Here is a 24,899-nt window from a genome sequence, read left to right as displayed (position 1 = left end):
GCTCGGTCACTGGTCACCTCCAGCGGGTGTGTTGCCGTTGCGGGACGGGAACCCGGTGACCGGGACCAGTGCCCGACTTGGTGTGTCCCGTTGGCGGATCTGCCGCAGCAGTTGCGATGCGGTGCTGTTGCCGATCCGCATTGCCGAGCGCAGCTCGTCGCGGGTGATCGGCCGCCCGGTCGCGGCTTGATGCTCGTGTGCGATCTGGCGTGCGGTTTGGAGCATGTCGACGGTCACGCCGTCCCGGTCGTCCTCAGGGTTGACCTGCGGCGGTACGGGCTCGGGACCGTCGTCCTGTGCCGTCCCGGCCCGGTCCGGCGCGGCGGGGACGGTCAGGACGAGCTTGGACAGGCCGAGGAACGCCAGCGCCGGAACGGCGGACAGCAGCCACCCGGACAGGCCGGGCTTGGCGACCGCGAGCTGCGCGGCCAGGGACAGAGCCACCGCCGCCACCAGAAGCGCCAACGGGTAGCCGATGGAGCCACCGGCCCGCCGCCGGCGGCGGATGGTCAGGAGGGCGGCGAGGGGGATGAGTTCGGAGATGGCGGCGTTGGCCCAGCCGAACCAGTCCCCGGTCCCGGCAGGTGAGTTGTGCATGGTCCAGTCGTGCACGTGGGTGAACGAGGCCGCGCCGGCCATAGTCCCGACAGTGATGAGGATGAGGACCAGGACCACGCCCTCGACACGTTCGCTGCGGGTCACAGGGCACCACCGCCCGGCCGGGCGTAGTCGCGGACCAGTTGGGTGATGTCGTGGTCGGTGAGGTAGGAGAACCGGACCCGGACCGGTTCCCGAACCCCGTCCAAAGCGACATAGCCGATCCCCGGCGCGGTCTCCGGGATCTGATCGCAGAGAGCCCCGCGGTCCCGAGCACCGTCGCCCAGGACCATGTCCACCTCTTCCTTCTCGACCAGCCGAAGGCCGATGCGGGTGGGGAACAGGTTCCGGAACGGCAGCACCTCTTTGCGTGGATCCTGGAGCGCGGCGATGACGTGGACGCCGACCGCGCGGCCTTGGGACAGCAGCAGGCCGAGTGCTTCTTTGATGCGTTCTTTGACTTTGCGGTCGGTGATGTAGGCGGTCAGTGCGGCCAGCTCGTCGATCAGGATGACGATCAGCGGATCCGCGGGCGTGGGCACGTGCTGCCGGGATGTGCCGCGTAGTCGGGCGGCCCGGTGGCGCATGCGTTTGACGGCCTCTTCCAGGACGCCGGCCATGCGGTCGGGGTCCTCGTAGGCGAAGCGGGCGAACAACGGCGTGCCGGCGGCCAGTTCCATGCCGCCTTTGGGGTCGAAGACCCACAGCTCCACCAGCCCGGAGCGGATGCCGCCAGCGAGGGCTCGTATCAGGGACCAGATGACCGAGCCCTTGCCCGAGTTCGTCGCCCCGGCGATCAGCAGCTGCGAGCCGGTCAGCCGCAGCTGGTAGACGTCCCCGTCCTCCCGGATACCGAGGGGCAGGGCGGTGAAGTCTGGTACGCCGGCCACTGGCAGCGGGGCGACGAGCGCGGCTAGCGGGTCGCGGCGCAGGAACCGTAGCGTCACCCGGTCCGGCTTCGCGGCGGCATACGCGCGGCCGTCGCGGAGCCGGAACGTGTATGCCAGCCGGGGCGCGGCGGTGGCCCAGTCGTCGGGGATCTGCCCGGGTAACAGTCGGACGGTGACCTCGTCCCCGAAGGAGTCGGAGCGGACTTTGCCGAGGCGGGGGATGTACCGGTCGCCGTCGAAGACGGTCGCCAGGCCGCAGGTGGCCATCGCGGACGCCCACCGCCGCCGGTACACCCACACCCGACGCCACCGACCGACCAGCGGATACCAGCCAAACCGCAGCCACGACGCGGGATGCAGCTGCCACCACGTGACGCAGCCGCCGGTGAGGACGAGAACCGCGGCGACGAGGACGACGGTCCCGTACTCGGCCCGCACCCACACCGCGAGGCCGGCCGGGACGGTGAGCCACCAGTACCGGACCGCCAGGACGACGACACGGGCCAGGCCCCGGCCAATCCAGACCAGCAGCATCAGCCAACCGGGAACACGCCACATCGGCACCCGCACGTTCAGTGGCGCGGTGGGGATTTTGTCGCCGGGAATGACGTTGATCAGCGGCATCAGCGGCCACCGCCAGTGTTGGCCGGCCGGGGCGGAAGCTGCGCCAGCGCGCCGGCACGACGGGCGTCCCTGCGACGCACCGAAGCCGACACGGCCGGAGCTTTTCGGGTCCGGGTGCGCCTGCCGCGCGGTGGCGCGGGGACGTGCTTGGTCATGGTGGGCAGCCATTGGCCGCGACCCAGCACTGCGCGTGCATCGGTGGGATCGGCGACGTGCGGGGTGATCGTGGCCGGATCCATCCGGCGCAGCCGCACCACGGTGCGGGCCAGGGTGGCGGCAGCGGCGGAGATCTCGACCAGGGCGGCGACCCGGAGCACGTCGACCGGGCAGCCGGTGTATAGCTCCCGCGCCGCCAGGATGCCCGGCGCGGCGAGCCGGCGAACGGTGATGCGTCGAGGGGTCACAGCACCCACCACCCCGGCCGGGCAAGAGTGCGGCGGCAGGTCTTGCACGCCATGTGCTGCAAGTCGAACCGGCGCGGCTTGACCCAGCGCAGGCAGTGCGGGCAGCGGATCTCGTCGACCAGTGACGGCCGCCGCCGGCGGAAGAGGCGAGGCAGCTTCATGACCGTCCCTCCCGCAGTTCGGCGGCCCGCCGTCGGGCCGTATCGACCAGCTCGACGGCTTCGGCGTGCAGGTAGCCGTCTGTGTCGGCTATCCGCTGGAGCAGGTCGGCTTTGCGGTCGAACCACTCGGTCCGCTCCGTAGCCGAGGCGGTCAGCCCGGGAATCGACTTCAGGAGCGCGGACAAGTCAACGGCGAACGAGGTTCCGGTCATCGCGACCACCCCTCGGCCCAGACCAGACGAAGCCCGTGGGCCGGGTTGGCGACGATCGAGCAGGCGTCGCAGATGAACACGTGCGGCGGCATCGCGGCGAGTTCGTCGCAGATCTCGCAGTGTCGCCACACCTCCCCGCGGCCTGTAGACGTGCGGAGAAGGTGGATTACGGTGGGCACCACGGCCCTCCCTTCCAAGCGAGGGGAAACGGGTTGGGTGCGGGGCGGACCGGAGTCTCTTGGCGGGGAAATCGGCCCGCCCCGCTTGTTTGGATTTGCGATCACGCAACCGGCGCGGACGCGGCAGCCGGTAGGACGGCGGTAGCGCGTAGCGAGTACGCCATCCGGGCTTTGCACGAGCCGGTGGCCTTGCACCGCTGCGAGTCCACATAGGGCGTCAACGTGAGCCCGTCGAACGCGATCGACGGCGGATAGCCCGGCACCATCGAGGCCGGCAGCACCGGCCGATGCGCAGCGATCACCTTCACCTTGACCTCGGTGGACCGGCCGAACCGGCCCGCTTCCGGGTCGAGGTCCATGACCCGGACGACCCAGACACGTTCGCCGGAGTCCTTGTCCCTGGCCTGGTCGTCCGCCTGGCCACGCCGGTCGAAGTCGAGCTGCGCGTCGACGCCGAGGCCGAGCGCGCCGTGTGGGAACACGTACTCGAACGGGACCGGGACCTTCAACGACAGGGGAACCACTGATCAACCTCCCAGCTTGCCGCTAGAGCGACAACTTGACTTGTCGAGTTGTCGTCAAGCATAGCTCGACAACGATGAGCGTCAAGGAAGTTGATCGATGGATCTGAAGAACCTCAGTGGAGCGGGAAGGAGTCCTCCAACTCGTGCCGGTTGGCAGGCAGGACCGCGTCGACGGCGAGCTGTGGTTTTCCGGTGATGTCGAACACCGTGATGAGCAGGGTGAGGACGCTGTCGCGGCGACCGATCTTCAACAGCTCCGACTCCTCGGCGGTGGGCAGACGGGCGGATAGTCGTTCGGTGGCGTGGTCGAACTGGACGTCCTTGCGCTGTCCCAGATGCCGCAGCACGCTCCCGCTGATGGGTTCCGGCTTGCCGATTTCGGTGCTGGCGGCCAGTTCGACCGGCACGTACAAGGTGGACAGTTCCACCGGCCCGATCTCAGCGACGACCAGGCGGCGGCGGGCGATGACCGGGGTTTCCGGGTCCAGGTCCAGGGCGACCGCGGCTCGGTTCGGGGCCATCACCGGGCCGACCCGTAGCACCGTGACGGCGGCGTCCTCGGCCTGGTCCAGCAGGCCGGCCACGTGTGCCGGTGCCCGTCGTGCGGCGGCGCCTGGGCGGGAGCGGACGAAGCGGCCCTTGCCCTGTTGGGACTCGATCCAGCCGTCCTGCTGGAGGATGCCCAGCGCACGGACGATGACCGGGCGGGATGCGTCGAACTCGGCGGTCAGCTGCGCTTCGGACGGGATAGCCGTCCCCGGTGGGTAGGTGCCGTCCTCGATCCGCTGTTGGATCGCATTGACCACAAGGACGTATTTTGGCGGCGCAACCTCGATAGGCATCCGCGCACCACCCCTCATCAGCTCGACCACTCGTCTTGTCAAGACCCTAGCTGAGATTGTGAATGTTGGGAAAGGCCCGAGTGGGTGACCGTGCCTCGGCACAGCGCTGCGAGGACTGACACGTCCGGCAATCCCAGCGGATCAGGTCCGCTGAGCGGCGGCCTTCTCAATCAGCTGGTGGGAGGTGCCGGCGTCGAGGGCGCTGGTGCGGAGTGCGCGGTAGGCCTCGATGGTGCGGTCGGCGATCCGTCCTTCGAGGTAATGGTGTCCGGCGAGGGTGTGTTGGTAGGCGACCGGCGGGTGGTGGTGGAACCGGAAGACGGTGAACCCACCGGTAGTGGTCTGTCGGGCGGTGGGGTTGGCCAGGACCTGCACCTGCACGTAAGGCAGCGACACCAGATGGGTCAGCCGTCCCGAGCCGAGCTGGTGGACCAGGGCGTCGCCAGGTTCCGGGCGCAGCGCTGTCTCCGCGATCACCAGCTCCACCGGCACAGTCGGGTCGGCTGTGGACGGCAGCGGCTCGACGGGTAGGACGGTGGCGAAGATCTGCATTTTGGTGGCCTGCCGGATGAGCCAGTCGAGGGTGATGAATGACGCGTCCGCCCCGTCCTCGCTGTGATCCGGGTGGTCGCCGGTGTCCCAGTGGTGCAGCCGCCAGGCGTGGTCGACGATGGTCAGCAGCCGCTCGCGCAGTTGTACGTCGTGGACGCGGTAGAGGTCGAGCAGGGTGGTGACGTCGCCGCGGCTGATCGGCCAGTCGGCCCACTCGAACCGGTCCCACAACCCCTGTGGCCGCCCGGTCGACGCGGCCACGTCCGCGAGGGTCAGGCCGCGTTGCTCGCGCAGGGCGCGCAGCTGTTGACCGAGCCATCGTGCCCGCAGTGTGCGCACGAACGGTTGATCGGCCGGCGGTGCGGGGATGGGCATGTCCGGGTTCCTCCGTGACGTGGCAAGGGACAGATAGGGGTCTGCCGCCGCCCCTAGGCGCTTTGTTCTGTCTGGGAGTCGGGGCGGCGGCAGACCGGTCTATCGCGGGTGTGCGGCTATTGGCCCGGCTCGGCGGCGGTGGTGTGGGGTTGGGTGTGGGCGTAGTGGACGCCCGCGGTGAACGCCTGATGGGCGCTGATCACCGCGATGGCCAGGCTTTCGCACTGCTCCGCCGTGACAGGGATGCCGAGCCGTTCGCATTCAGCGGCGACCGCCTGCGCGGCCGCCGCGACCGCGGCCCGAGTGGCGTCGGAGTCGAACGGGATCATGCTCATACGGTTTCCTTCTTCCGATCAGAGGGGGTGGCGGCGTGGATTTCCTCGGCGATAGTGGCGATCAACGCCATCGACTCGGCGTGGCTCAGCGCGGTCTCCTGGATGCGTTCGAACGCCTGCATGTAGGTGTTGGCGGCGTTGGCTTCCAGCACGGCCCGGCCGGTCAGCTGCTCCAACACGGCCACCGCCGGGTACGGGGGCCGCAGCTGGCAGACGGTGAACGCGCCGGACAGGCCGGGATGCCAGCCGGTGTACCGGGGTAGCACCCGCACGTGGACGTGTGGTCGTTCGACCACCCGGCCCAGGTGCTCCAGCTGGGCGGCCAGCACCAGCCGGCCGCCGATCGGCCGATGTAGCAGGTCTTCTTCCAGGATCGCCAACAGGCGCATCGGCGGCTTGGCGTCCAATATCTCCTGCTGCCCGATCAACCCGCGCAGCCGCGAGTCCACCAACTGCGCCGGCGCCTTCGGATCCGCGCGACGCAACAACGCTTCGGCGTAGTCGCGGGACTGCAACAACGGCGGGACCACTCCCGGCGCGTACACGAACAGCTCCTCGGTACGCGACTGGATCCACCACGGATCCAACTGCGGCTGATCGTTGACCCCAGCCGTCTCGGTGTCCTTCATCCCGTCGACCTGCCACTGACACACCCGCCAGGCGTTACGGGCCATCGACAGCAACTCCTCACGCTCGTGTTCGGCGTAGACGCCGTACACGTCCAACAGCGCGGCCACGTGATCAGCCCGAAACGGCCACTCCGCCCGCTCATAGCGGGCCAACGTCGAAAATTCGACGCCGAGGAACGCGGCGATGTACTTCAACGTCAAACCACGCTCCTCCCGCATCCGCCGCATCCGGTCACCCAACAACTGGGCACGCAACGAATGCAGAAACGTCTCCCGCTTCGTCGGCACCACACACCTCCTACTCCGGGCCGCGCCGGACAACCGGCTGCCGCGGTCACTGTTCGATGTGGAGGGCGCCGGGGCGGGCGGGGGCAAACATCGCGGCGACCGAGGTCCGTACGCCCTGGCACACCGTTTTGACACCCGCCCCGGCACCCGGTTTCACGACCCCGCCGACACGGGCACCCCGGCGCAGTCCGGGCACGTGCGCCGCCGCAGGCTCACCGGCGACTCACCCGCCCGCACCACACCCCGCGCGCTGGACAGCCGCCAACCACGGCCCTCACAGGAACGGCATTGGCTCGAGACGCTCGGCTCGGTCATGCCACCGACAATCTCGTGGCAGCCTGCGGCAAACCATTACAGCGACTGATACAAGGAGCGGATACAGGTGACCGGCTGGTCAGCCAGCCCCACCGGCAACCGCGGACACCCCAGCCGCATCCAACACAGCCGCCCACGGAAACGCGTCGATACGCTCCCCGCCCGTCCCAGGTGGGTGCGGCTCCCACCCGCCAGGGCCGAACAGCACCCGGACGCCCTCGGACCGCAGCGACTCGACCGCAGCCACGAACGGCTTGCGTCCGGCCAACGCCGCGTTGACAAATGGCAGCACCGCGACGGGGACACCGCGCCCGATAGCTTCGGCCGCCGTGCTGAGGGCGTAGGTGTCGCTGATCCCCAGAGCCAGCTTGCAGATCGTGTTGAACGTCGCCGGTGCGACCACGAGCGCGTCGGCCTCCGATAGCGAACGTCGTACCTCTCCTGGCCGGCGATGTTCGCTGATCACGGGATTGCCGGTCAGCGCCTCCAGCTTCGCCACGTCCAGGAAAGCCAACGCGGACGGTGTGGCAGCCACGTCGACGCTCCAACCCCTGTTCAGCGCCAGCTCGACCAACCGATACGCGTCGGGCGCAACACCAGCTCCGCACACTACGGCCGTGAGGATCCGATGATCTCGCTCCGCCACAGGTCTCCCGTCCATCCTGGATGCGCTTCTTCGCCGTACGCTATCGCCGATTCCAGCCGCACCGCATCGTTGATCGAATACACGATCGAGTCGGTGGTATTCGACGGACGCTGATGGCACGCGTAGCCTCAGAGTTGGTCTCACATCCGCCGTGTCAGGGGGTGCCGTGCCACCACGCTCGTCCGGTCGCTTGGACGTCCCGATCGAATTCTGGGAACGTGACGAGGTCAAGAAAGCGTTGGCGGCCCGCGACATCGGGGGACTATTCCGGCTCGTGCGCCAGCACGCTGGCGCAAGCCAAACGACCATCGGCATCGCGGTGGGGATGCCCCAAGGCCAGATCAGCACGATCATGAGCACCGGCCCCCGGCAACGCCGGATCTCCGCCTACGCCGTGCTGGAGCGCATCGCGGATGGTCTGCGGATCCCGGACCACGGCCGCCAGCTCCTGGGCCTCGCAACGCAAACTGTGAAGGGTGGCGACGATCCACAAGATCCGGACCCATGGTCCCTTGCCGCCGCCCTGACGCGGTCTTCGATCGACGCAGCGATCATGGACCGATTTGAGCGCCTGGTGCTGGTGCAAGCCATGCGCTACCCGTCGACACCGCCGACGGTCATGTGGCCGACGATTCGCCAGGAGCTGCAACGAGCCGAGGCGGCCCTGGCCGAGCGACAGACGCTGTCGATTCAACGAAGGCTCGTCAACGTCATCGGAACGCTGTCGGGCATAGCCGGCAACCTGAGTGTCGACCTCGGCCGCCCAGCCCGCGCGCTCGAATACTTCGACGTCAGCTGGGTGGCAGCCGACGAGGCCGCCAACAACGACCTGGCGGCATGGTCGCTGGCGCTCCAGAGCATCGACCCGTTCTTCCGTGGATACGGGGACGAAGCCGCAAGCCTGCTCGACCAAGCAGCCGAGCTGGCGGACTCCGAGTCAAGCGCACGGCGCCGCGCGTGGGTCGCCGCGCTACGAGCTCGGGCGCACGCCGCCGCTGGCAACGCGAGCACCGCGGCTCAAGCACTCGAAAGCGCCTACGCCGCCATCGACCAGGCCGAACCCAAACGCAACGGCACCGACTTCTTCGACCGCGACCGCCTCGACGGCATCGCCGGCACCACGTACTTGTTGATGCGCGACACCGAGCGCGCGACGGCCCTCATCAGCGCCGCCACGGACCGACGCCCGTACGCGGACGCCAAAGGAAGAGCGCTGTTGACCCTCGAACTGGCCGCATGTCACCTCATCGACCAAGAGCCCGACGAGGTGGTCGCACTGATCGGCGAAGCTCTCGACATCGCGGACGGCCAGATCGTGAGACCGATCATGATGCGATCGCGCGAGCTGAGATCACGCATGGGAACCTGGCGAGACACCGCAGCGGTCAAGGCGCTCGACGCGCGCCTGGCCACGCTCCGAGACCTCGACCAGGGAAAGTGAGCACATGCGTTGGTTGGTACGCGGCACCCAGGCGGTCTTCCAGAGTCCTTGGGTCGAGGTATGGCTCGATGATGTCGAGCTGCCCAACGGGCAGCACATCGAGCACTACAACCTTAAGTTCCCACGACCATCAGTGACCGCCGTGGTCGTCGACCAGGACCGGACACTCCTGCTCTGGCGACACCGCCACATCACCGACTCGTGGGGCTGGGAGATCCCCGCCGGCTGGGCCGATCCGGGCGAGGATCTGGCGGAGGCGGCCGCTCGCGAGGTACGCGAGGAGACCGGGTACCAGCCGCGGAGCATCGAGCCGTTGACGACGTACAACGCCCTGAGCGGCATCAGCACGATGCGCTTCAACGCCTTCCTGGCAACCGATGTCGTCCAAACCGGCGAACCAGTGGACAAGTCCGAGTCGAGCCGCGTCGAATGGATGCCCCTCGCGGAGGTGCCAAAGCTTGCCGCCATTGGACAGATCACGGACGGACCTTCTCTAACGGCACTGTCCTACTACCTCGGCATTTACCGTCCGCAGCAGCTCTGATGAACGCCCCTGTGGCCCATCCCATTTAGGACCATCAGCCGACGTACAGTCGATGGTGTCTCCAGTCGGCTGTGAGCGTGTCGGTTGTGGGAGGCTGTGGGCGATGGCGTGAGAACTTCTGTACGTCTTCAAGGCGGCCCGAAACGGGCCGCTCGCGCCGCCGCCTGGGCGCGCGCCCACCGCGCCGCTGGCGCTCTGCGGCGGACACGCCTAACACCCGTCGGCTGGCACGAAGATGCGAACACCCAGGCTGCCAAGACTTCAGCGGTTCCCGGGTGTTGATGTTGATGGACCGGCAGCCGGCCGGGCGCCGGGCCGAGCTGGGCGCGGCGTAGCCGCGGGTTACGGCCGTGGCGCGACTCGCTGCCGGCCGCGGCGGGGCGGGCGGCGCGGAGTGTGCGGGGCCGCCCCTTGAAGCCCAAGGGCGCTACGCGTCGCAAGCGACGGCCGCGAGCGGCCGCCCTTGACCTTGGAGCCTCTGCGACCCCTGAGGCCGGCTAGCGCCGGCAGGCCGGGGCCTGCCCAGGATGCGCGCGCCGCCCGCCCCGCCGCGGCCTCTTGGCGACGTGGCGGGGCGTCAAGCTCTCCTTGACGACGGACCCAGGGGCAGGTCGAATCCTTACCTACTCCAAGGTGTCGCTTGGCAGATGAGACAGGGAGCCACCAATTTCCTTCGATGCCCCTCCGATTGCGATGCCGAACACCCCTCGCCCACCCTGCAACAAGTCGACGACTTCCTCTGGAGAGTGACATTCGTAAACCGCGCGCCCATCAGAAATCAATGTGATGCCTTCAAGGTCGCTAAGGTTACGAGCACGGATGGTGTCGATCGCTGATCGCAGGTTCTCCAGCGAAACGCCTGCGTCAAGAAGCCGCTTGACGACCTTTAGAACAACTAAGTCCACGAATGAATACAGACGCATCTTACCTGAATCAGATACATCGCGAATCGACGGGACCACCAAGCCGGTACGCGCCCAGTAATCGAGCTGCCTGTAGCTGATGCCCACGGCGTGACACGCCGTCACGCCACGATATCCGACAACGCCTGCCACAACACCGGCAAGATCCGAATCGACTGGCAGAACCCGCTTCTCATCAGACTGCGCTGTGGACCGGCTGGCATCGAACGCCCGGATAATGGCACCAGTAGAGGTAAGAGCACCGAAGGCACAGCGCATACCTCGCCACAGGCGCGTCACCGGAACCGCCTCCGCACCTCGCAGGTACTCATGGAGATCCGCTTCCCAGCCCGCCAGGTTATCGTCCCGGATTTCAGGCGGCAGCCTGCGCGAGGCCAGTCGCAAAAGACACTGCGGCGCCCTATCCAGGCGACTACGGATTTCTTCGCTGAGAAGATCGCCGAGGGATGTGGCGATGGCAAGCATCACGATAGCCACGCCGACGCCGACCAGCCAGGTGACAATATTCACGCGACGCCACCCTCAGGCAGAAGCCAACCACTGATTGATGTGGAGGGTGCAACCTCCTGATAGAAGGCCGCCAGGCCCCGGCGCGCACCAACGACGCCACGCTCGCTAAGCCGATACAACCTTCGCGGTGGCCGTCCTTCCTTCGCTGGATCAATATTCTCCATCGTCGCCTCCAGCCAACCCGCTGCGAGAAGGCGTGCCAATAAGGGATACATCTTCCCGCTCGGGAAGCCTGTCAGCCGCATGAGTTCGTAGCCGTGCCGCGAAGCTCCGACGTCATCGACGAAGACGCGCAGCACGGCCGCAACGGCGCGTGTGATTCGGACTTCCTCCATGAGTAACAATCTTACATAGGGGATCCCGTGGGATCCACGACACGCCGAGGCACGGCGACCGATCCGATTTGCTGGGCCGTCTTGGGGCCGCCCCGGGCTGCCGTCGGGCCGGCAGATGCCGACCAACGTTGACCACCAACGACCATCGATGCCAGGAGAATTGCCAGGTCAGCGGCCCACCGCCGAACGCGAGTAGGACTGCGACGGACGAGTCGGCCTGTACGCCGGACTCTGCCGGGTAAGTTTGCGGCGACCGTCCACGATTGGACCGTGGAAGCCATCTCAGGGCTCCTCGGAGCCGTCATTGGCGGCATCCTTGTCGTGCTCGGTGAGGTTGTGCGTCGCCGAGCAGACTCGCGGCACGTCGACGTGGAACGGCTCACGGAGGCCGCGACTGTATTCGTAGCGCAGTACGGACGCTTGGTCGGCCAGCTTAGAGACGCGCACGAGCGAGCCTTGCCGGCTGGTGACACCTTTGCCGTTCGTCCTGATCGGTACGAAGTGACGTCGCGCTTCTTCATGACACCTGGCTCGCAGGAACTCCGTCCGACGGCAACTCAAGTGATCAAGGCGTACCAGCACTTGGCCAAGCTTCCGAGCGAGAAGCCTGCCACCGATGAAGGATTCAGTCGATACATCGACGCGGAGAAGGCGTTCGCCGCCCAGGTCCGATCGATCGTTCGGCGTGGCTACGTCGCCCGCGGCTAGGTTAGACGGCGACGGCTGCGGCAGGCGCAGTACACCAGAGAAGTACAGCAACGCCAACGACCGGACGAGGCCGGCCCGATCCGACCAAGCTGTCTGATCTCGCATCGGACACCACGCACGTTGCCAGCAGTTCACACCGAAGCGGTTCGGCCGAGGCCCAGTGGCCAGATCGGCGCGACGCCTGTCCGAGGGCTTGAATGCATAGCGCTGTCGACGCCAGCGTCTGCCGATTCGTTCTCTTCTGGATCAAGGCGCCGCGCAAGCGCGGCGCGCCGTACGCGCTCGCGGATCGTCCTGCGGGCGGGCCTCCGGCCCGTCCTCGGCCGCCCGCGGCGCGCCGCAACGCCAGTACGACGCGAACTTCGGCAGGCACACTAGCCTCTGGACGTGACAAGGTTTCCGGGGCTGGAACCGGTGCTGACGACCGGCGGCCCTACAGAACGCGCTCAACGCTTCTTGGCCAGCGCCTTCGACTCCGTAGCCGCGCTGTTTGAGGATCACTACCCTGTCGTGCGTGCTCAACGCGACGCGGCGCGTGGGCGTCTTACCCACATCGAGCAAGACATCTTCAGATCCGCCATCGTGTTCACCGGTGCTGGCCTGGACGCCACGCTCAAGGAGTTGGTCCGGAGTGTCGTGCCGCTCCAAGTCGACCGGTCTGACAAGGCAACGTCGAAATTCCGTGACTTCGTTGCGACGAACCTCGGTGGGTCTCAAGGCGATGCCGTCAAGCGCCTCGCTGACATACTCATAACCCCAAATCCTCGGCAAGCAATCGTCGAGTCCTACGTCAGGCACCTGACGGGATCCAGCCTCCAGTCAGTGCAGCAGGTTCACGACACACTCAGTGCGCTCGGTCTTGGTGAGCGCGCCGCGTTGTATCGCGAGGCGCGTACCCTGCAGGATCTCTTTGAAGCCCGGAATCAGGTTGCACACGAGCTAGACCTTGTCTTTCCTGAGAGACAAGGTGATCGCCATCGCCGTGAGCGGAGGATCACGGCGTCGCGCAATCTCTGCCACGGTGGGCTCAACTTCGCTCAGCGGGTAATCAACGTGGTGGCCGAGGAGCTCCAGCCGACCCCTGGCTAGCGTCACAAGAGAATCTCGCCGGGGCTCCGCCCCGGACCCCGGCCCTTCCTTGGAGATCGGGGGAGGTCGGTCACCCGGCGGGATCTCCTCGGTCGGGCACGGGGACGGCTGCCCGAGAACCTCCGGCCGCGCCAAGGCCAAGCCGCTTCGCGGTCGCCTTCGGCGAGCCTTGACCCGGCCGGAGAACCTCGGGCAGGGGCGAGCCTGCCCGACCGAGGAGATCCCGCCCACCACCGCCAGCGCTGCGCGCGGCAAAGCCGCCGCCACGGCAAGCCGCCCCGGACCTACGGCCCGGAGCGGTAATCCGTTGTGGCAGCGGCAATCCGCGCAAGATCCGGCGTGCCATCCACGTGCCAGAAGCCCGTGTCCACAGAGGTCACCGGAGGGCACGAGCGGGCATCACAACCCAGGCATCAGCCAGGCGAAATAGACGAACAATGATGCCGCGACAAAGGCTTCCAAACTGACGGTGCGGGTTCGATTCCCGTCGCCCGCTCCAGTGTCCAAGTAGCTCGACAGCCTGATCGACCGTCGCCGGCCGCAACCGGCCGGTAGGGTGCGTCCGTGCCAGAACGGACGGAGGTCGCGTGGTCTCTGCGGCTTGGTTGAGGCGCCTGGGCGAGGACGGGTTGGCCGAGCTGCTCCGGCGGCGGCCGGAGGCGTTGGCGCTGCCACCGCCGGACCGCCGAAGACCTTCGCGCCATGGCCCGCCATCTGGTGTCAGACCGGTGGGCCGCAAGGCCGAGATACTCGATCAGGTGCTCGACCGGCTCCGTGACCCGGAGCAGGTGCGAGCCGTGGTCGCCGGCGCTCCTGATGACGTACGTGACCTGCTGGCGAAGGCCGCGGCCGGCGGCGAGGTCGAGCCGGATCCCAGGCTCTACAGCTACTACGGCGGCCGGTCACAAAGGCCCCAGGCATGGGCGATCGAACGCGGCCTGCTGATGCGCGGCTCCGGGTGGGACGGCGGGCTGACCATGCCGGCCGAGGTGGCCTTGGCGCTACGTGGACCTGGGTACGCGGCGCCGTTCGAGTCCGTGCCGCCATCCGTCGAGCGGTCGGCGGCCGACCCGGTGGCGACGGCGCGCGCGGCGGCTGCCGCTGGCGCCGGGACGGTGCGTCTGGTCGCCGACCTTCTGGAGGCTGCCGGTAAGAGGCCTGTGCCGACGCTTCGAAGCGGTGGCATCGGCCCGCGCGAGCTGAAGCGGACGGCGAAAACGCTCGGTTATCCCGAGCCGGACATACGGCTCGCGGTATCGATCGCCGCGCAGGCCGGTCTGCTATCGCACGCGGACGAGCAGGTGGCGCCGACGGCAGGCTACGACGGATGGCGGGAGCGCGAGCCGGCGAGCCAACTGTCCACACTGCTGATCGCGTGCCGACGGCTGCGGCCGGTGCGGTCACGCCCGGCGACGTCGACGCCGGCACCGTAGAGCTCCGTGCGGCCGTCATCGCGGCCGCGTCGGAGGTGGAGGCCACCACCATCGACGACCCCCGGGCGCTGGCTGATCTGGTCATCTGGCGGCAGCCACTCGCGTTCGGCGATCCCGCGACCGCACCGGCACGGGCCGTCGCATGCTGGCAGGAAGCCGCCCTGCTCGGCCTGACCGGCGCGGGCGCGGTCACTCCAGCCGCCCGGGCACTGCTCGGCGGTGCGGACGACCTGACCGTGGTACTCGGCGACGTGGGCTCCACCCAGCACGAGGTCCGACTTCAGGCGGATCTCACCGCCGTCGTCGCGGGCAGCCCTGAGGCCGCGTTGAGCGCCTTGCTCGATCTGGCGGCCGAACCCGAAACTCGTGGCGTCGGGCTGCGTCAGCTCGCCCCGACCGTGCTCGCCGCCGCCGTCCCGCTGCACGATGTCCTTGCCGCGCTCCGCGGCGCGGGCTACGCCCCGGTCGCCGAAGGCGAGGACGGTGCACCGATCCTGGAGCGGGCGGTCGACCACCGTGCATCCGCCAGTCCTTCCCGCGCCGTACGCGCCAACAGCCCAGCAAGGCCCCGGACGGCCGCGCCGCGTCGGACAGCCACCCGCGCCGACGCTGCCAGCCTTGCGCGGAAGCTGCTCGCCGCGCCCGACGAGACGCTGACACCGATTACACCGTCGCTCGATGCGGTACGGCGTTCCGCCACCCGTCTCGGCACGAGCGAAGCGCGGATGCTGGCCCACGCGATCGACCACCGCCAACCGGTGACGATTAGCTACGTCAACCGGGACGGCAACCCCAGCAGCCGCACGATCGACAGCCTCCAACTCACCGGTGGATATTTACTAGCGTGGTGCCGGCTCCGCGAAGACGAGCGCTGGTTCAACCTGAAGCGGATTGTCGGCGTCCAACCCGCCGATCTGGTGTGAGTGCGTACCGTTTTTGGAGATATGTCCCGGGTCCGCGTCAGCGGCGGACCGCCGCTCCCGCCGGAGACCGCGGCGGCCGGCGGCTCGCGGAGCGAGCCGAAATCCCCGACCTCCGCTGCCACGCCCGCGCCGCAAGACCAAACCCATCCCCCTCCGCCTGATTACACCTCGTTACCGACGCGGGAAGGGCTTGTCTCGCGGACCCGGCAGTGGAGGTCGGGGATTTCGGCGAGCGCCAGCTCGCCGCCGACCGGAGCGGTGCCCGCGGGAGCATACGGTCCACAGCTGACGCGAACGCGGGCAAATATGCCTTTGAAAGCTCGCGACGAGCATGCCCCTGATCCGACGGGCTCCCTAAACGCGGGTCGGTGCGGCGTGGCAGGCGCAGCCGGCGGCCGCGGGCACCACGCCCGTCGGGGCCTTGCGCTGGACGGCGGCCTCGATGTCGGCGAGCATCCGCCGCCGGGCCGCCGGATCGATGAGGTGGCCGCGCACGAAGACGCTGTCGATGCGGGTGGTGTTGGTGATGTCGCGGAGGGGGTCGGCGTCGAGCAGCACCAGGTCCGCCACCTTGCCGCGCTCGACCGTGCCCTGGTCGCGGCGGCCGAGGCTCCGGGCCGGCTCGAGGGTGGCCGCGCGCAGTGCCTGCGCGGGTGTGAGGCCGGCGAGCACCAGAAGGCGCAGCTCGTCGTGCAGGCTGAAGCCGGGCAGCAGGTAGGCGGTGCCCAGGTCGGTGCCGGTCATCAGCGGCACTCCCGCGCGGGCCAGCTCGCCGGCCAGGCGCAGGCGGCGGGTGAAGAGCTCGCGGCGCTCGGCGCTCTCCCGTGGCGTGCGGCCCTTGAGGTAGATGTTCTCGGTGGCCCACTGCCAGTAGCCGAGGGTGTCCGCGCTGGCGTACCGGAAGCGTGGGTCGTCGTGCGGCACGTCCTCAGGTGTGTCGCAGGTCCAGTGCACCGTGAGCGTGGGCGTGACGTGGGTGCCGTTTCGGGCCAGCCGCTCGAAGACGCGGGCCGCCTTTCCCCGGTCGTAGCCGCGGGCGGCCGCGTACTCGATGGGGTGGAGCTTGGTGAACCACCCCGCGTAGTCGCCGCCGTCGACCCGGATGCGGGCGATCTCGCGGCGCAGCCGCTGCTCGTCGCGGGAGGTGTCGTACCAGAACTCGAAGAGGTGCTCGATGCTGTGCAGGCCGGCGTCGCTGGCCTCGGTGATCTGCACGAAGTCGGGCACGTGTCCGAGGAACGGGATGCCCACCCGGCGCGCCTCGGCGGCGATCGCGTGAAACGACTCGCGGGACAGGCGGGTGTAGGTCTTGACGAAGTCCGCGCCGGCCTCCGCTTGCTGGCGTACGGCGGCGCGTCCCTGGGCGGCGTCCGCCACCGCTATATATGACACGCCGAGGCCCTCCCAGAGCGAGGGCGCGCCGTCGACGATCGCGCTGCCGACCGCCCAGCGCGGGCCGAGGCGGGTGCCGGCCTCGATCTCCCGCCGCCAGCCACGCACCGCGTCGCTGGCCGACATCTGGCGGGTGGTCGTGACGCCGTTCACCACGTACATCTCGGGGTCGGTCGGGTCGATCTCGGTCGCGTGCGTGTGCATGTCCGCCAGGCCCGGGATGAGGAACTTCCCGCGGCCGTCGACCACCCGCGCGCCGTGCGGCACGGGCACGCGGTGGGCGTCGCCGGCGTCCAGGATGTGGCCGCCGCGCACCAGCACGTTCTGGTGGCGTCGCGCCCCGCCGGCCCCGCCGGCCGCGTCGATCACGGTGACCCCCGTCACCGCCGTGATGCCCGTCGGGGTGGCGTTCGCCGCCTCCGCGCGCCGCATACCTACGGCCGCTCCCGCCGCACCCGCCGCCGCTCCAGCCAGCACCGAACGCCGGGAAATCGCGCTTGCCATGATCACTCCCCAAGTTGTCGTCGTCCGTCATCGACAACCCTCGCGGCGGCGCGGCCGCGGGTCAGTAGGGCTGGGAGCCCAGGTCGGGTGGGGAAACCCCTACCTCGGGGTGGGTCACCCGCGTGGCCGCTCTACACTCGACCGAGCCGCTATCGCGTCCGCGTGACGCCGCCCGGCACTCAAGCCTGAAAGATCCATCGAGGAGTACGCCTGTGAAGAGCACCGTCGAGACCCTGAGCCCGACCCGGGTGCGGCTCGCCATCGAGGTGCCGTTCGTCGAGCTCGAGCCGAGCCTCAAGAAGGCGTACCGGGAGATCGCCTCCCAGGTCCAGATCCCCGGCTTCCGGCGCGGCAAGGTGCCGGCGGCGGTGATCGACCAGCGGGTCGGCCGCGCCGCGGTGATCAACGAGGCCATCCAGGAGGCCATTCCGGCCCAGATCCTGGCCGCCGTGCGCGAGCACGACGTGAAGATGCTCGGCCGTCCGGAGCTGGAAAACTTCCCCGAGGTGGAAGACGGCCAGCCGCTGGTCTTCACCGCCGAGATCGACGTGCGGCCGGAGATCACCCTCCCCGACCTCTCCACGATCGAGATCAGCGTCGACGAGCTCCAGATCGCCGACAATGAGATCGACGACCAGGTCAGCGGGCTGCGCGAGCGCTTCGCCACGCTCAAGACGGTCGAGCGGCCGGCCCAGGAGGGCGACTACGTCCAGATCGACCTCGCCGCGACCGTCGACGGCGAGGAGGTGCCGGGTGGCTCCGCCACCAACATCTCCCACGAGGTGGGCAGCAAGCAGCTCCTCCCCGGCCTCGACGAGGTGCTGGTGGGCATGTCGGCCGGCGAGTCGAACACGTTCGTGACCCAGCTCGTGGGCGGCGACTTCGCCGGCCGCGACGCGGACGTCTCGGTGACGGTCCGCACGGTCAAGGAAAAGCAGCTGCCCGAGCTCGACGACGAGTTCGCCCAGCTGGCCAGCGAGTTCGACACGCTCGACGAGCTCCGTAACGACCTGCGCGAGCGGGTCACCCGGGTCAAGAAGGTCGAGCAGCTCTACGCGGCCCGCGACAAGGCGCTCGCCGAGCTGGTCAAGGTCGCCGACGTGCCGGCCCCCGAGGGTGTCGTGCGCGAGGAGGTCGATCACCGCAAGCAGGCGATGACCGACCAGCTGGAGCGGATCGGCGCCTCCCTCGACGAGTACCTGTCCGCGGAGGAGAAGACCGAGGAGCAGATCGACGCCGAGCTGACCGAGGCGGCCACCGAGGGCGTCAAGATCCAGCTGCTGCTCGACACGCTCGCCGACGCCGAGGACGTGCAGGTCTCCGACGACGAGTTCGGCCACGAGATCATGCACCGGGCGCAGCGGGCCGGCGTGCAGCCGCAGCAGTACTACGACCAGCTCGTCCGGTCCGGCACCGCCGGCGCGATCTTCGGCGACGTCCGCCGGGGCAAGGCGCTCGCGCTGGTCATGGAGCGGGTCAAGATCACAGACGCGGCCGGCAACGAGCTGAACATGGACGACCTCCGCGGCGGGAGCGCCGACGAGCACGATCACGACCACGACCACTGACATCTGGTACGGCCGCGGCGGCGCGCCCGTGCGCTGAGAGCGAACGTGGCGGTCGTGGCTCCCGGCAGTGGATAAGGTCGGTCGTACGGAGACAATTGCGAAGGGCTTGCCATGACCGATCAGCATTTTCCTGTGATGCCCACGCGGGCGATCGAGGCCCGCGGCGGCGACGCGCTCAGTGGCAACCTCGACGACACGGTCTACAACCGCCTGCTCAAGGAGCGCATCGTCTTCCTGGGCAGTGAGGTGACCGACAACGTGGCCAACCGCATCTGCGCGCAGCTGCTGCTGCTCGCGGCGGAAGACCCGTCCCGCGACATCTACCTGTACATCAACTCGCCCGGTGGCTCGGTGTACTCCGGCATGGCGATCTACGACACCATGCAGTTCATCGACAACGACGTGCAGACGATCGCGATGGGCATGGCCGCGTCGATGGGCCAGCTGCTGCTGTGCGCCGGCACCTCGGGCAAGCGGTTCGCGCTCCCACACGCGCGGATCATGATGCACCAGCCGTCCGGTGGCATGGGGGGCACCGCCTCCGACATCGCCATCCAGGCGGAGCAGATGCTGTACACGAAGCGGATGTTCCAGGAGCGCGTCGCGTTCCACACCGGGCAGACCCAGGCGCAGATCGAGGCCGACTCCGACCGTGACCGCTGGTTCACGGCTCAGGAGGCCAAGGACTACGGGTTCATCGACCACGTGATCACCGGGGCGACCCAGGTCCCGTCCGGCGCCGGCACGCTGAGCTGAGGAAGACACCATGACTGAACTACAGATCCCGGCGGGCCTTCGCGAGGTCCACAACCGGTACATCATTCCGTCGTTCGTCGAGCGCACGTCGTACGGGGTGAAGGAGTCCAACCCGTACAACAAGATGTTCGAGGACCGGATCATCTTCCTCGGGGTGCAGGTAGACGACGCCTCGGCCAACGACGTGATGGCGCAGCTGCTGACGCTCGAGGGCACCGACCCCGACCGTGACATCACGATGTACATCAACTCGCCCGGTGGCTCGTTCACGGCGATGACGGCGATCTACGACACGATGCAGTACGTGCGTCCCGACATCGTGACGGTGTGCCTCGGGCAGGCGGCCAGCGCGGCCGCGGTGCTGCTGGCGGCCGGCACGCCGGGCAAGCGGATGGCGCTGCCGCACTCGCGGATCATCATCCACCAGCCGGCCACCGAGGGCGGCTACGGGCAGGGCTCGGACATCGAGATCCAGGCCCGGGAGATCATGCGGATGCGCACCCAGCTGGAAGACCTGCTGGCGGTGCACTCACGGCAGCCGGTCGAGAAGGTCCGCAAGGACATCGACCGCGACAAGATCATGACGGCCGAGGAGGCCAAGGAGTACGGCCTGGTGGACACCGTCCTGGCCAGCCGTAAGAAGGGCCTCGTCGCCGCGGCGAGCGCCAGCTGACCCACGCGGGAGTCAGGGGTGTGCCGGTGCTCCTAAACTGGCTAGCCCCTGACACACCCATTTTGGGGGTCGGAATACGCCCAAGCAGCGGGTAACGTCGAGGTGCACAGCGCATGCCCCGGCCCTCCCGGGGCGCGATCGAGGATCCACGAGGCAGGACAGTCCTCAGGCCAGGGCCGGCTTTCCGGCCGATGAGCGCAGGGAGAACGTAGGTGGCACGGATCGGCGACGGCGGCGACCTACTAAAGTGTTCGTTCTGCGGAAAATCGCAGAAGCAGGTCAAAAAGCTCATCGCGGGGCCGGGGGTCTACATCTGCGACGAGTGCATCGACCTGTGCAACGAGATCATCGAGGAAGAGCTGGCCGAGTCGGGCGAGGTCAAGTGGGAAGAGCTTCCCAAGCCCATGGAGATCTGCCAGTTCCTCGACCAGTACGTGGTGGGTCAAGACCAGGCCAAGAAGGCGCTCGCCGTGGCGGTCTACAACCACTACAAGCGCATCCAGGCAGAGGCGGCCGGCGCGCCCGGGTCCAGTGGTGAAGCGGTCGAGTTGGCCAAGTCCAACATCCTGCTCATCGGCCCCACGGGCTGCGGCAAGACCCACCTGGCGCAGACGCTCGCCCGCATGCTCAACGTGCCGTTCGCCATCGCCGACGCGACCGCGCTGACCGAGGCCGGCTACGTCGGCGAGGATGTCGAAAACATCCTGCTCAAGCTCATCCAGGCGGCCGACTACGACATCAAGCGCGCCGAGACCGGCATCATCTACATCGACGAGGTCGACAAGATCGCAAGGAAGAGCGAAAATCCTTCGATCACGCGCGACGTCTCGGGCGAGGGTGTGCAGCAGGCGTTGCTGAAGATCCTGGAGGGCACGGTCGCCAACGTGCCGCCGCAGGGCGGGCGCAAGCACCCCCACCAGGAGTTCATCCAGATCGACACGACCAACGTCCTGTTCATCTGCGGTGGCGCGTTCGCCGGCCTCGACCGGATCATCGAGTCGCGCGTCGGCAAGGGCGGCCTCGGCTTCGGCGCCCACCTGCGGGCCGTCTCCGACCGCTCGACCGACGACATCTTCAGCCAGGTCATGCCGGAAGACATGCTCAAGTTCGGGCTGATTCCGGAGTTCATCGGCCGGCTCCCCGTGATCACCACGGTGCGAAACCTCGACCGTCAGGCGCTCATCAAGATCCTGACCGAGCCGCGCAATGCCTACGTGAAGCAGTACCAGCGCCTCTTCGAGCTCGACGGCGTGGAGCTCGAGTTCGACATCGCCGCGCTCGAGGCGATCGCCGACCAGGCGATGCTCCGCGGCACCGGCGCCCGTGGCCTGCGCGCCATCATGGAGGAGGTCCTCCTCTCCGTGATGTACGAGGTGCCCAGCAACCCCGACGCCGCCCGCGTCCTGATCACCCGCGAGGTGGTCATGGAAAACGTGTACCCGACGATCGTCCCGCGCGAGTTCACCGGGCGCCGCCGTCGCGAGCACCGCGAGGAAAAGACCGCCTAGCCGGTCCTGCGGTCCCACTCGGTGTTGGGCACGATCGCGACCATCATCAGCCGGGTCTCGTCGCTGCCGTCATTGCGGTAGGTGTGGGCGCGGTCGGCCAGAAAGTCGATCGTCTGCCCCGGCTCGACCGTGTGGTCCACCCCGTCCACCGTGAGCGTGAGCGTGCCGCTCAGCACGTGGAGCACCTCGCGGGTGCCGGGCATGTGGTTTTCGGAGGTGTGGCGGTCGCCCGGGGCGAAGCGCCACTCCCAGAGCTCGACGAAGCTCGGGTCGTTCATGCCGCGCAGCAGGCGGCCGAAGCTGCCCTCTTGCCCCTGCCACAGCCGGGGCGCGGTCTCGGCGTCGGAGACGCGCACCGTGCGCTCCTCGGCCGGCTCCAGCAGCCGCGCGATCGTCACGCCGAACGCGTCGGCGATCCGCACCAGCGTCCCCACGCTGGGGTTCGTACGCGCGCCCTCGATCTGCACCACCATGCCCTTGCTGACCCCGGACCGGCCGGCGAGCTCGTCGAGGGACCAGCCGCGCGCGGTGCGCAGCGCGCGGACGTGCCCCGCCACCGCCGCGGTGAGCGCGGCCACAGTCTCGGTCAATGGAGTGTCCTTCACGGTCATTATTGTGATACGACTGCACGGTGACTCCCATTGTGCTCGCCGCGCTGTCCGCCCTGATCTGGGGCACCGCCGACTACTCCGGCGGACGGGCGTCGCAGCGTGCCCACCCACTCGCGGTCGCCGTGATCTCGCAGGCGCTGTGCCTGCCCACGGTCGCGCTCTGCGTGATCCTGCTGCCCGGCACCCCGACCGCGGCTGACCTGGCATGGGGCGCGAGCAGCGGCCTGGCCGGCTTCGTCGGGATCGTGCTGCTCTACCGTGCGCTCGCCGGCGGCGCGATGGCGGTGGTCGCCCCGCTCGCGGCCGTCACCGCGGCGATCGTGCCGATCGGTGTCGGGCTGTTCACCGACAGCGCGCCGGGGATGCTGGCCCTCGGCGGCGCCGGACTCGCGGTCGTCGCCATCGGGCTGGTCAGCCTGACGCCGCCGCAGGCCGGCCGCGCCCCGGTGTCGCCGCGGCTGATCGCGACGTCGCTGGTCGCCGGCGTGTTCTTCGGGCTCTTCTTCGCGCTGCTCGGCCAATCAACCGAAGAGGCGGGGATGTGGCCACTCGCCGCCGGACGGCTCACCTCCGTCGGGGTCGGCGCCGCGATCCTCCTGGGTACCCGCACGGCCGCGCGTCTCTCCCGTCCGGTGCTGGGCTGGGCGGCGGTGGCCGGCACGCTGGAGATCATCGCGAACGCGTTCTACCTCGCCGCGGCCGTCCGCGGGCACCTGAGCATCGTCGCCGCGATCGCCGCGCTCTACCCGGCGAGCACGGTGCTGCTCGCGCTCGCCGTCGACCGCGAGCGGCTGCGGCCGGTGCAGATCGCGGGTCTCGGGCTCGCGGCCACGGCGCTCGTGCTCGCGACCACGTAGCCTGGCGGCATGCGCGTCGCCGTGTGCCAACTCAACGCCCGCGAAGACCGTGCCGCCAACCTCGCCGCCGCCGGCGAGCTGCTGGAGAAGGCCGCCGCGAGCGGCGCCGACCTGGCGATCCTCCCCGAGTACGTCGACTACCTCGGCCCCGGCGCCGGCGCGCCCAAGCCGGAAGGGATCGACGGCGAGTTCGCGGCACACTTCTCGGCCGCGGCGCGTTCGTTGGGGATGTGGGTGCTGGCGGGGTCGTTCCACGAGACAGGCCCGGACGCCGAGCGGACGTACAACACCTCGCTCGTGTTCGACCGCGGCGGTGAGCTGGCCGCCAGCTACCGCAAGATCCACCTGTACGACGTGGAGATCCCCGGCCGGGTGTCCTACCAGGAGTCCCGCACCGTGGCCCCTGGCGCGGAGACGGTGGTCGTCGACGTCGAGGGCGTGCAGGTCGGCCTGTCCATCTGCTACGACCTGCGCTTTCCCGAGCTCTACCGGCGCTTGGCCATGGCCGGCGCGCAGGTGCTGGTGGTGCCGGCCGCGTTCATGATGCACACCGGGCGCGACCACTGGGAGGTCCTGCTGCGGGCGCGGGCGATCGAAAACCAGTGTTACGTGCTGGCGGCTGGGCAGATCGGCGACCACGAGCCGGGGCGCACGTGCTTCGGCCGGAGCATGGTCGTCGACCCGTGGGGCACGGTGGTCGCCCAGGCGCCGGACACGGTTGGCGTCACCGTCGCGGATATCGACCTGTCCCGGCTGGCCACGATCCGTGAGGAGCTGCCCAGCCTGGCAAATCGGCGGCTCTGAGGGGCGGTGCGGCGGTGGCGGCGAGTCAGCTCCAGAGAACGCCGATGACTGTGAGGCCGACCACGACGCCGCCGCTGATCAGCATCATCGTGGTCATGCGGGATGGTCCGCGCATGATGAGGCGGTGCACCGAGCCCACGATCGCGACGAGCACGACGGCACCGATGACGATCTGCCAGAAGGGCAGGAGCAGGCCGAGCAGCGCGTCTTCGGCGAGGACCATGAGCCCAACTCTTCCACGCTCGGCGGGTGATCGCGGACCACGGCGCGGCTCCTGGCGCTCGGGCGCGTCGAGACAGTGACGATAACCGATTTGCGTTCTGCGGATCGCCCGCGTAACTTTCTCTCTGCCCACAGGGGACGGACATAACGGCCGAAACCAGGGCGCGGGCGGTGCGATCGACCGGGCAGCCGGATTTGAGATTGCGAAGCCGACCGGGTAAGGTAGACAAGCCGGCAGGAGCCGGGCGGATGTGGTGCCAAGCACCGATCGGCCGGTCTGCAAGCTTCCCTCGCAAGACCAACTCACCGGGCGACCGGTGTGCCGTGGCGCGGGGACCAATTGGGCGATGCGAAGTTGGGCCAAAGATCCGGCTTGACACCGCGAAGTCGACCAGGTAAGTTAGGCAAGTTGCCCCGAGAGCGGGGCCCCCGAGACGGGGGTTTCGGATCGCGGTGTGTGTTTGTTCTTTGAGAACTCAACAGGGTGTTTGTATAAGCCAGTGCCAAGTTTGGTTTATTTTTCCC

Annotated in this window: 29 protein-coding genes and 1 pseudogene; 13 read left to right on the top strand and 17 right to left on the bottom strand. The window is 68.6% G+C overall.

Annotated features, from left to right (window positions below; all coding sequences use genetic code 11):
• Window positions 1–6: 6 nt before the first annotated feature.
• From ACTMTJ_RS29095 to ACTMTJ_RS29045, 11 genes are all read right to left on the bottom strand, one after another.
• Window positions 7–639, bottom strand: a complete 633-nt coding sequence (locus ACTMTJ_RS29095; RefSeq protein WP_441221866.1) for a DUF2637 domain-containing protein — start codon at window positions 637–639, stop codon at window positions 7–9.
• A gap of 59 nt (window positions 640–698) precedes the next feature.
• Window positions 699–2,111, bottom strand: coding sequence for an FtsK/SpoIIIE domain-containing protein (locus ACTMTJ_RS29090; RefSeq protein WP_441221500.1), 1,413 nt, complete (start codon window positions 2,109–2,111; stop codon window positions 699–701).
• Window positions 2,111–2,515, bottom strand: coding sequence for a hypothetical protein (locus ACTMTJ_RS29085; RefSeq protein ID WP_441221498.1), 405 nt, complete (start codon window positions 2,513–2,515; stop codon window positions 2,111–2,113). The genes ACTMTJ_RS29090 and ACTMTJ_RS29085 overlap by 1 nt, the downstream gene beginning before the upstream one ends.
• Window positions 2,512–2,676, bottom strand: coding sequence for a hypothetical protein (locus ACTMTJ_RS29080; protein ID WP_441221496.1), 165 nt, complete (start codon window positions 2,674–2,676; stop codon window positions 2,512–2,514). The genes ACTMTJ_RS29085 and ACTMTJ_RS29080 overlap by 4 nt, the downstream gene beginning before the upstream one ends.
• Window positions 2,673–2,888: an AMED_5909 family protein gene (locus tag ACTMTJ_RS29075; RefSeq protein WP_441221494.1), complete on the bottom strand. Its 216-nt coding sequence runs from the start codon at window positions 2,886–2,888 to the stop codon at window positions 2,673–2,675. The genes ACTMTJ_RS29080 and ACTMTJ_RS29075 overlap by 4 nt, the downstream gene beginning before the upstream one ends.
• Window positions 2,885–3,067, bottom strand: a complete 183-nt coding sequence (locus ACTMTJ_RS29070) for a hypothetical protein (RefSeq protein WP_441221492.1) — start codon at window positions 3,065–3,067, stop codon at window positions 2,885–2,887. Before ACTMTJ_RS29070 ends, ACTMTJ_RS29075 begins: the two co-directional genes overlap by 4 nt.
• Window positions 3,068–3,168: 101 nt before the next feature.
• Window positions 3,169–3,591: a hypothetical protein gene (locus ACTMTJ_RS29065; protein ID WP_441221490.1), complete on the bottom strand. Its 423-nt coding sequence runs from the start codon at window positions 3,589–3,591 to the stop codon at window positions 3,169–3,171.
• Between the two features lie 113 nt (window positions 3,592–3,704).
• A complete protein-coding gene (locus tag ACTMTJ_RS29060) occupies window positions 3,705–4,433 on the bottom strand; it encodes a GntR family transcriptional regulator (protein ID WP_441221488.1) in 729 nt (242 codons plus the stop codon).
• A gap of 141 nt (window positions 4,434–4,574) precedes the next feature.
• Window positions 4,575–5,360 (bottom strand): Scr1 family TA system antitoxin-like transcriptional regulator, encoded by a 786-nt coding sequence (locus ACTMTJ_RS29055; RefSeq protein WP_441221486.1) that lies wholly within the window; start codon window positions 5,358–5,360, stop codon window positions 4,575–4,577.
• Between the two features lie 116 nt (window positions 5,361–5,476).
• Complete coding sequence (locus ACTMTJ_RS29050) at window positions 5,477–5,695, bottom strand: hypothetical protein (protein WP_441221484.1); 219 nt, start codon at window positions 5,693–5,695, stop codon at window positions 5,477–5,479.
• The gene (locus ACTMTJ_RS29045) at window positions 5,692–6,525 is read right to left on the bottom strand and encodes a helix-turn-helix domain-containing protein (RefSeq protein ID WP_441221482.1); all 834 of its coding nucleotides are present in this window, start codon (window positions 6,523–6,525) and stop codon (window positions 5,692–5,694) included. The genes ACTMTJ_RS29050 and ACTMTJ_RS29045 overlap by 4 nt, the downstream gene beginning before the upstream one ends.
• Between ACTMTJ_RS29045 and ACTMTJ_RS29040 the strand changes: the two genes are divergently transcribed.
• A complete protein-coding gene (locus tag ACTMTJ_RS29040; RefSeq protein WP_441221481.1) occupies window positions 6,509–6,976 on the top strand; it encodes a hypothetical protein in 468 nt (155 codons plus the stop codon). The genes ACTMTJ_RS29045 and ACTMTJ_RS29040 overlap by 17 nt on opposite strands.
• A gap of 30 nt (window positions 6,977–7,006) precedes the next feature.
• Here the strand turns inward: ACTMTJ_RS29040 and ACTMTJ_RS29035 are convergent, their stop codons facing one another.
• Window positions 7,007–7,588, bottom strand: a complete 582-nt coding sequence (locus ACTMTJ_RS29035; protein WP_441221479.1) for a flavoprotein — start codon at window positions 7,586–7,588, stop codon at window positions 7,007–7,009.
• 175 nt (window positions 7,589–7,763) lie between these two features.
• On the opposite strand from ACTMTJ_RS29035, the gene ACTMTJ_RS29030 reads away from it, so the two are divergent.
• Both ACTMTJ_RS29030 and ACTMTJ_RS29025 read left to right on the top strand, forming a co-directional pair.
• Window positions 7,764–9,014: a hypothetical protein gene (locus ACTMTJ_RS29030; protein ID WP_441221477.1), complete on the top strand. Its 1,251-nt coding sequence runs from the start codon at window positions 7,764–7,766 to the stop codon at window positions 9,012–9,014.
• Between the two features lie 4 nt (window positions 9,015–9,018).
• Window positions 9,019–9,558: an NUDIX hydrolase gene (locus ACTMTJ_RS29025; protein WP_441221475.1), complete on the top strand. Its 540-nt coding sequence runs from the start codon at window positions 9,019–9,021 to the stop codon at window positions 9,556–9,558.
• A gap of 497 nt (window positions 9,559–10,055) precedes the next feature.
• Here the strand turns inward: ACTMTJ_RS29025 and ACTMTJ_RS29020 are convergent.
• A pseudogene (locus ACTMTJ_RS29020) lies at window positions 10,056–10,643 on the bottom strand (MerR family transcriptional regulator).
• A gap of 344 nt (window positions 10,644–10,987) precedes the next feature.
• On the bottom strand, window positions 10,988–11,326 hold the full coding sequence (locus ACTMTJ_RS29015) for a PadR family transcriptional regulator (protein ID WP_441221473.1): 339 nt from the start codon (window positions 11,324–11,326) through the stop codon (window positions 10,988–10,990).
• A 270-nt stretch (window positions 11,327–11,596) separates the two neighbouring features.
• Here ACTMTJ_RS29015 and ACTMTJ_RS29010 point away from each other — a divergent pair, with 270 nt between their 5' ends.
• From ACTMTJ_RS29010 to ACTMTJ_RS28995, 4 genes are all read left to right on the top strand, one after another.
• A complete protein-coding gene (locus ACTMTJ_RS29010) occupies window positions 11,597–12,034 on the top strand; it encodes a hypothetical protein (protein ID WP_441221471.1) in 438 nt (145 codons plus the stop codon).
• A gap of 387 nt (window positions 12,035–12,421) precedes the next feature.
• On the top strand, window positions 12,422–13,123 hold the full coding sequence (locus ACTMTJ_RS29005) for a hypothetical protein (protein WP_441221470.1): 702 nt from the start codon (window positions 12,422–12,424) through the stop codon (window positions 13,121–13,123).
• Between the two features lie 728 nt (window positions 13,124–13,851).
• Window positions 13,852–14,556, top strand: coding sequence for a hypothetical protein (locus ACTMTJ_RS29000; RefSeq protein ID WP_441221468.1), 705 nt, complete (start codon window positions 13,852–13,854; stop codon window positions 14,554–14,556).
• Window positions 14,557–14,591: 35 nt separating this feature from the next.
• Complete coding sequence (locus ACTMTJ_RS28995) at window positions 14,592–15,479, top strand: helix-turn-helix transcriptional regulator (protein WP_441221466.1); 888 nt, start codon at window positions 14,592–14,594, stop codon at window positions 15,477–15,479.
• Window positions 15,480–15,833: 354 nt separating this feature from the next.
• Here the strand turns inward: ACTMTJ_RS28995 and ACTMTJ_RS28990 are convergent, their stop codons facing one another.
• Window positions 15,834–17,375: an amidohydrolase family protein gene (locus tag ACTMTJ_RS28990; protein WP_441221464.1), complete on the bottom strand. Its 1,542-nt coding sequence runs from the start codon at window positions 17,373–17,375 to the stop codon at window positions 15,834–15,836.
• Window positions 17,376–17,587: 212 nt separating this feature from the next.
• Between ACTMTJ_RS28990 and tig the strand changes: the two genes are divergently transcribed.
• From tig to clpX, 4 genes are all read left to right on the top strand, one after another.
• Entirely contained in the window at window positions 17,588–18,943 is a 1,356-nt protein-coding gene (gene tig / locus ACTMTJ_RS28985) for a trigger factor (protein ID WP_441221463.1), read from the top strand.
• Between the two features lie 111 nt (window positions 18,944–19,054).
• Window positions 19,055–19,699: an ATP-dependent Clp protease proteolytic subunit gene (locus tag ACTMTJ_RS28980; protein WP_441221461.1), complete on the top strand. Its 645-nt coding sequence runs from the start codon at window positions 19,055–19,057 to the stop codon at window positions 19,697–19,699.
• A 10-nt stretch (window positions 19,700–19,709) separates the two neighbouring features.
• Window positions 19,710–20,372 carry an ATP-dependent Clp protease proteolytic subunit gene (locus tag ACTMTJ_RS28975; RefSeq protein WP_441221459.1) on the top strand — a complete coding sequence of 221 codons (663 nt, stop codon included), beginning with the start codon at window positions 19,710–19,712 and terminating at the stop codon, window positions 20,370–20,372.
• 212 nt (window positions 20,373–20,584) lie between these two features.
• Entirely contained in the window at window positions 20,585–21,880 is a 1,296-nt protein-coding gene (gene clpX, locus ACTMTJ_RS28970; RefSeq protein WP_441221457.1) for an ATP-dependent Clp protease ATP-binding subunit ClpX, read from the top strand.
• On the opposite strand, the gene ACTMTJ_RS28965 is transcribed toward clpX, so the two are convergent.
• Window positions 21,877–22,470 carry a helix-turn-helix domain-containing protein gene (locus ACTMTJ_RS28965; protein ID WP_441221455.1) on the bottom strand — a complete coding sequence of 198 codons (594 nt, stop codon included), beginning with the start codon at window positions 22,468–22,470 and terminating at the stop codon, window positions 21,877–21,879. The genes clpX and ACTMTJ_RS28965 overlap by 4 nt on opposite strands.
• Before the next feature lie 41 nt (window positions 22,471–22,511).
• On the opposite strand from ACTMTJ_RS28965, the gene ACTMTJ_RS28960 reads away from it, so the two are divergent.
• Window positions 22,512–23,348 (top strand): EamA family transporter, encoded by an 837-nt coding sequence (locus ACTMTJ_RS28960; protein WP_441221453.1) that lies wholly within the window; start codon window positions 22,512–22,514, stop codon window positions 23,346–23,348.
• 9 nt (window positions 23,349–23,357) lie between these two features.
• Window positions 23,358–24,152: a carbon-nitrogen hydrolase family protein gene (locus ACTMTJ_RS28955; RefSeq protein WP_441221451.1), complete on the top strand. Its 795-nt coding sequence runs from the start codon at window positions 23,358–23,360 to the stop codon at window positions 24,150–24,152.
• 25 nt (window positions 24,153–24,177) lie between these two features.
• On the opposite strand, the gene ACTMTJ_RS28950 is transcribed toward ACTMTJ_RS28955, so the two are convergent.
• Entirely contained in the window at window positions 24,178–24,375 is a 198-nt protein-coding gene (locus tag ACTMTJ_RS28950) for a hypothetical protein (protein WP_441221449.1), read from the bottom strand.
• Window positions 24,376–24,899 lie beyond the last annotated feature (524 nt).

This window comes from Phytohabitans sp. LJ34 (assembly GCF_052068095.1).
Classification (GTDB): Bacteria; Actinomycetota; Actinomycetes; order Mycobacteriales; family Micromonosporaceae; genus Phytohabitans.
Note: the sequence above shows the minus strand (reverse complement) of the source record. Positions and strands in the feature narration are given on the sequence as shown.

Coding starts and splice junctions, on each gene's coding strand:
- ACTMTJ_RS29095 (WP_441221866.1), bottom strand. CDS start 639: ATGGCCGGCGCGGCCTCGTTCACCCACGTGCACGACTGGACCATGCAC.
- ACTMTJ_RS29090 (WP_441221500.1), bottom strand. CDS start 2,111: ATGCCGCTGATCAACGTCATTCCCGGCGACAAAATCCCCACCGCGCCA.
- ACTMTJ_RS29080 (WP_441221496.1), bottom strand. CDS start 2,676: ATGAAGCTGCCTCGCCTCTTCCGCCGGCGGCGGCCGTCACTGGTCGAC.
- ACTMTJ_RS29075 (WP_441221494.1), bottom strand. CDS start 2,888: ATGACCGGAACCTCGTTCGCCGTTGACTTGTCCGCGCTCCTGAAGTCG.
- ACTMTJ_RS29060 (WP_441221488.1), bottom strand. CDS start 4,433: ATGCCTATCGAGGTTGCGCCGCCAAAATACGTCCTTGTGGTCAATGCG.
- ACTMTJ_RS29055 (WP_441221486.1), bottom strand. CDS start 5,360: ATGCCCATCCCCGCACCGCCGGCCGATCAACCGTTCGTGCGCACACTG.
- ACTMTJ_RS29050 (WP_441221484.1), bottom strand. CDS start 5,695: ATGAGCATGATCCCGTTCGACTCCGACGCCACTCGGGCCGCGGTCGCG.
- ACTMTJ_RS29040 (WP_441221481.1), top strand. CDS start 6,509: ATGTACTTCAACGTCAAACCACGCTCCTCCCGCATCCGCCGCATCCGG.
- ACTMTJ_RS29035 (WP_441221479.1), bottom strand. CDS start 7,588: ATGGACGGGAGACCTGTGGCGGAGCGAGATCATCGGATCCTCACGGCC.
- ACTMTJ_RS29025 (WP_441221475.1), top strand. CDS start 9,019: ATGCGTTGGTTGGTACGCGGCACCCAGGCGGTCTTCCAGAGTCCTTGG.
- ACTMTJ_RS29015 (WP_441221473.1), bottom strand. CDS start 11,326: ATGGAGGAAGTCCGAATCACACGCGCCGTTGCGGCCGTGCTGCGCGTC.
- ACTMTJ_RS28990 (WP_441221464.1), bottom strand. CDS start 17,375: ATGGCAAGCGCGATTTCCCGGCGTTCGGTGCTGGCTGGAGCGGCGGCG.
- ACTMTJ_RS28980 (WP_441221461.1), top strand. CDS start 19,055: ATGACCGATCAGCATTTTCCTGTGATGCCCACGCGGGCGATCGAGGCC.
- ACTMTJ_RS28975 (WP_441221459.1), top strand. CDS start 19,710: ATGACTGAACTACAGATCCCGGCGGGCCTTCGCGAGGTCCACAACCGG.
- ACTMTJ_RS28955 (WP_441221451.1), top strand. CDS start 23,358: ATGCGCGTCGCCGTGTGCCAACTCAACGCCCGCGAAGACCGTGCCGCC.
- ACTMTJ_RS28950 (WP_441221449.1), bottom strand. CDS start 24,375: ATGGTCCTCGCCGAAGACGCGCTGCTCGGCCTGCTCCTGCCCTTCTGG.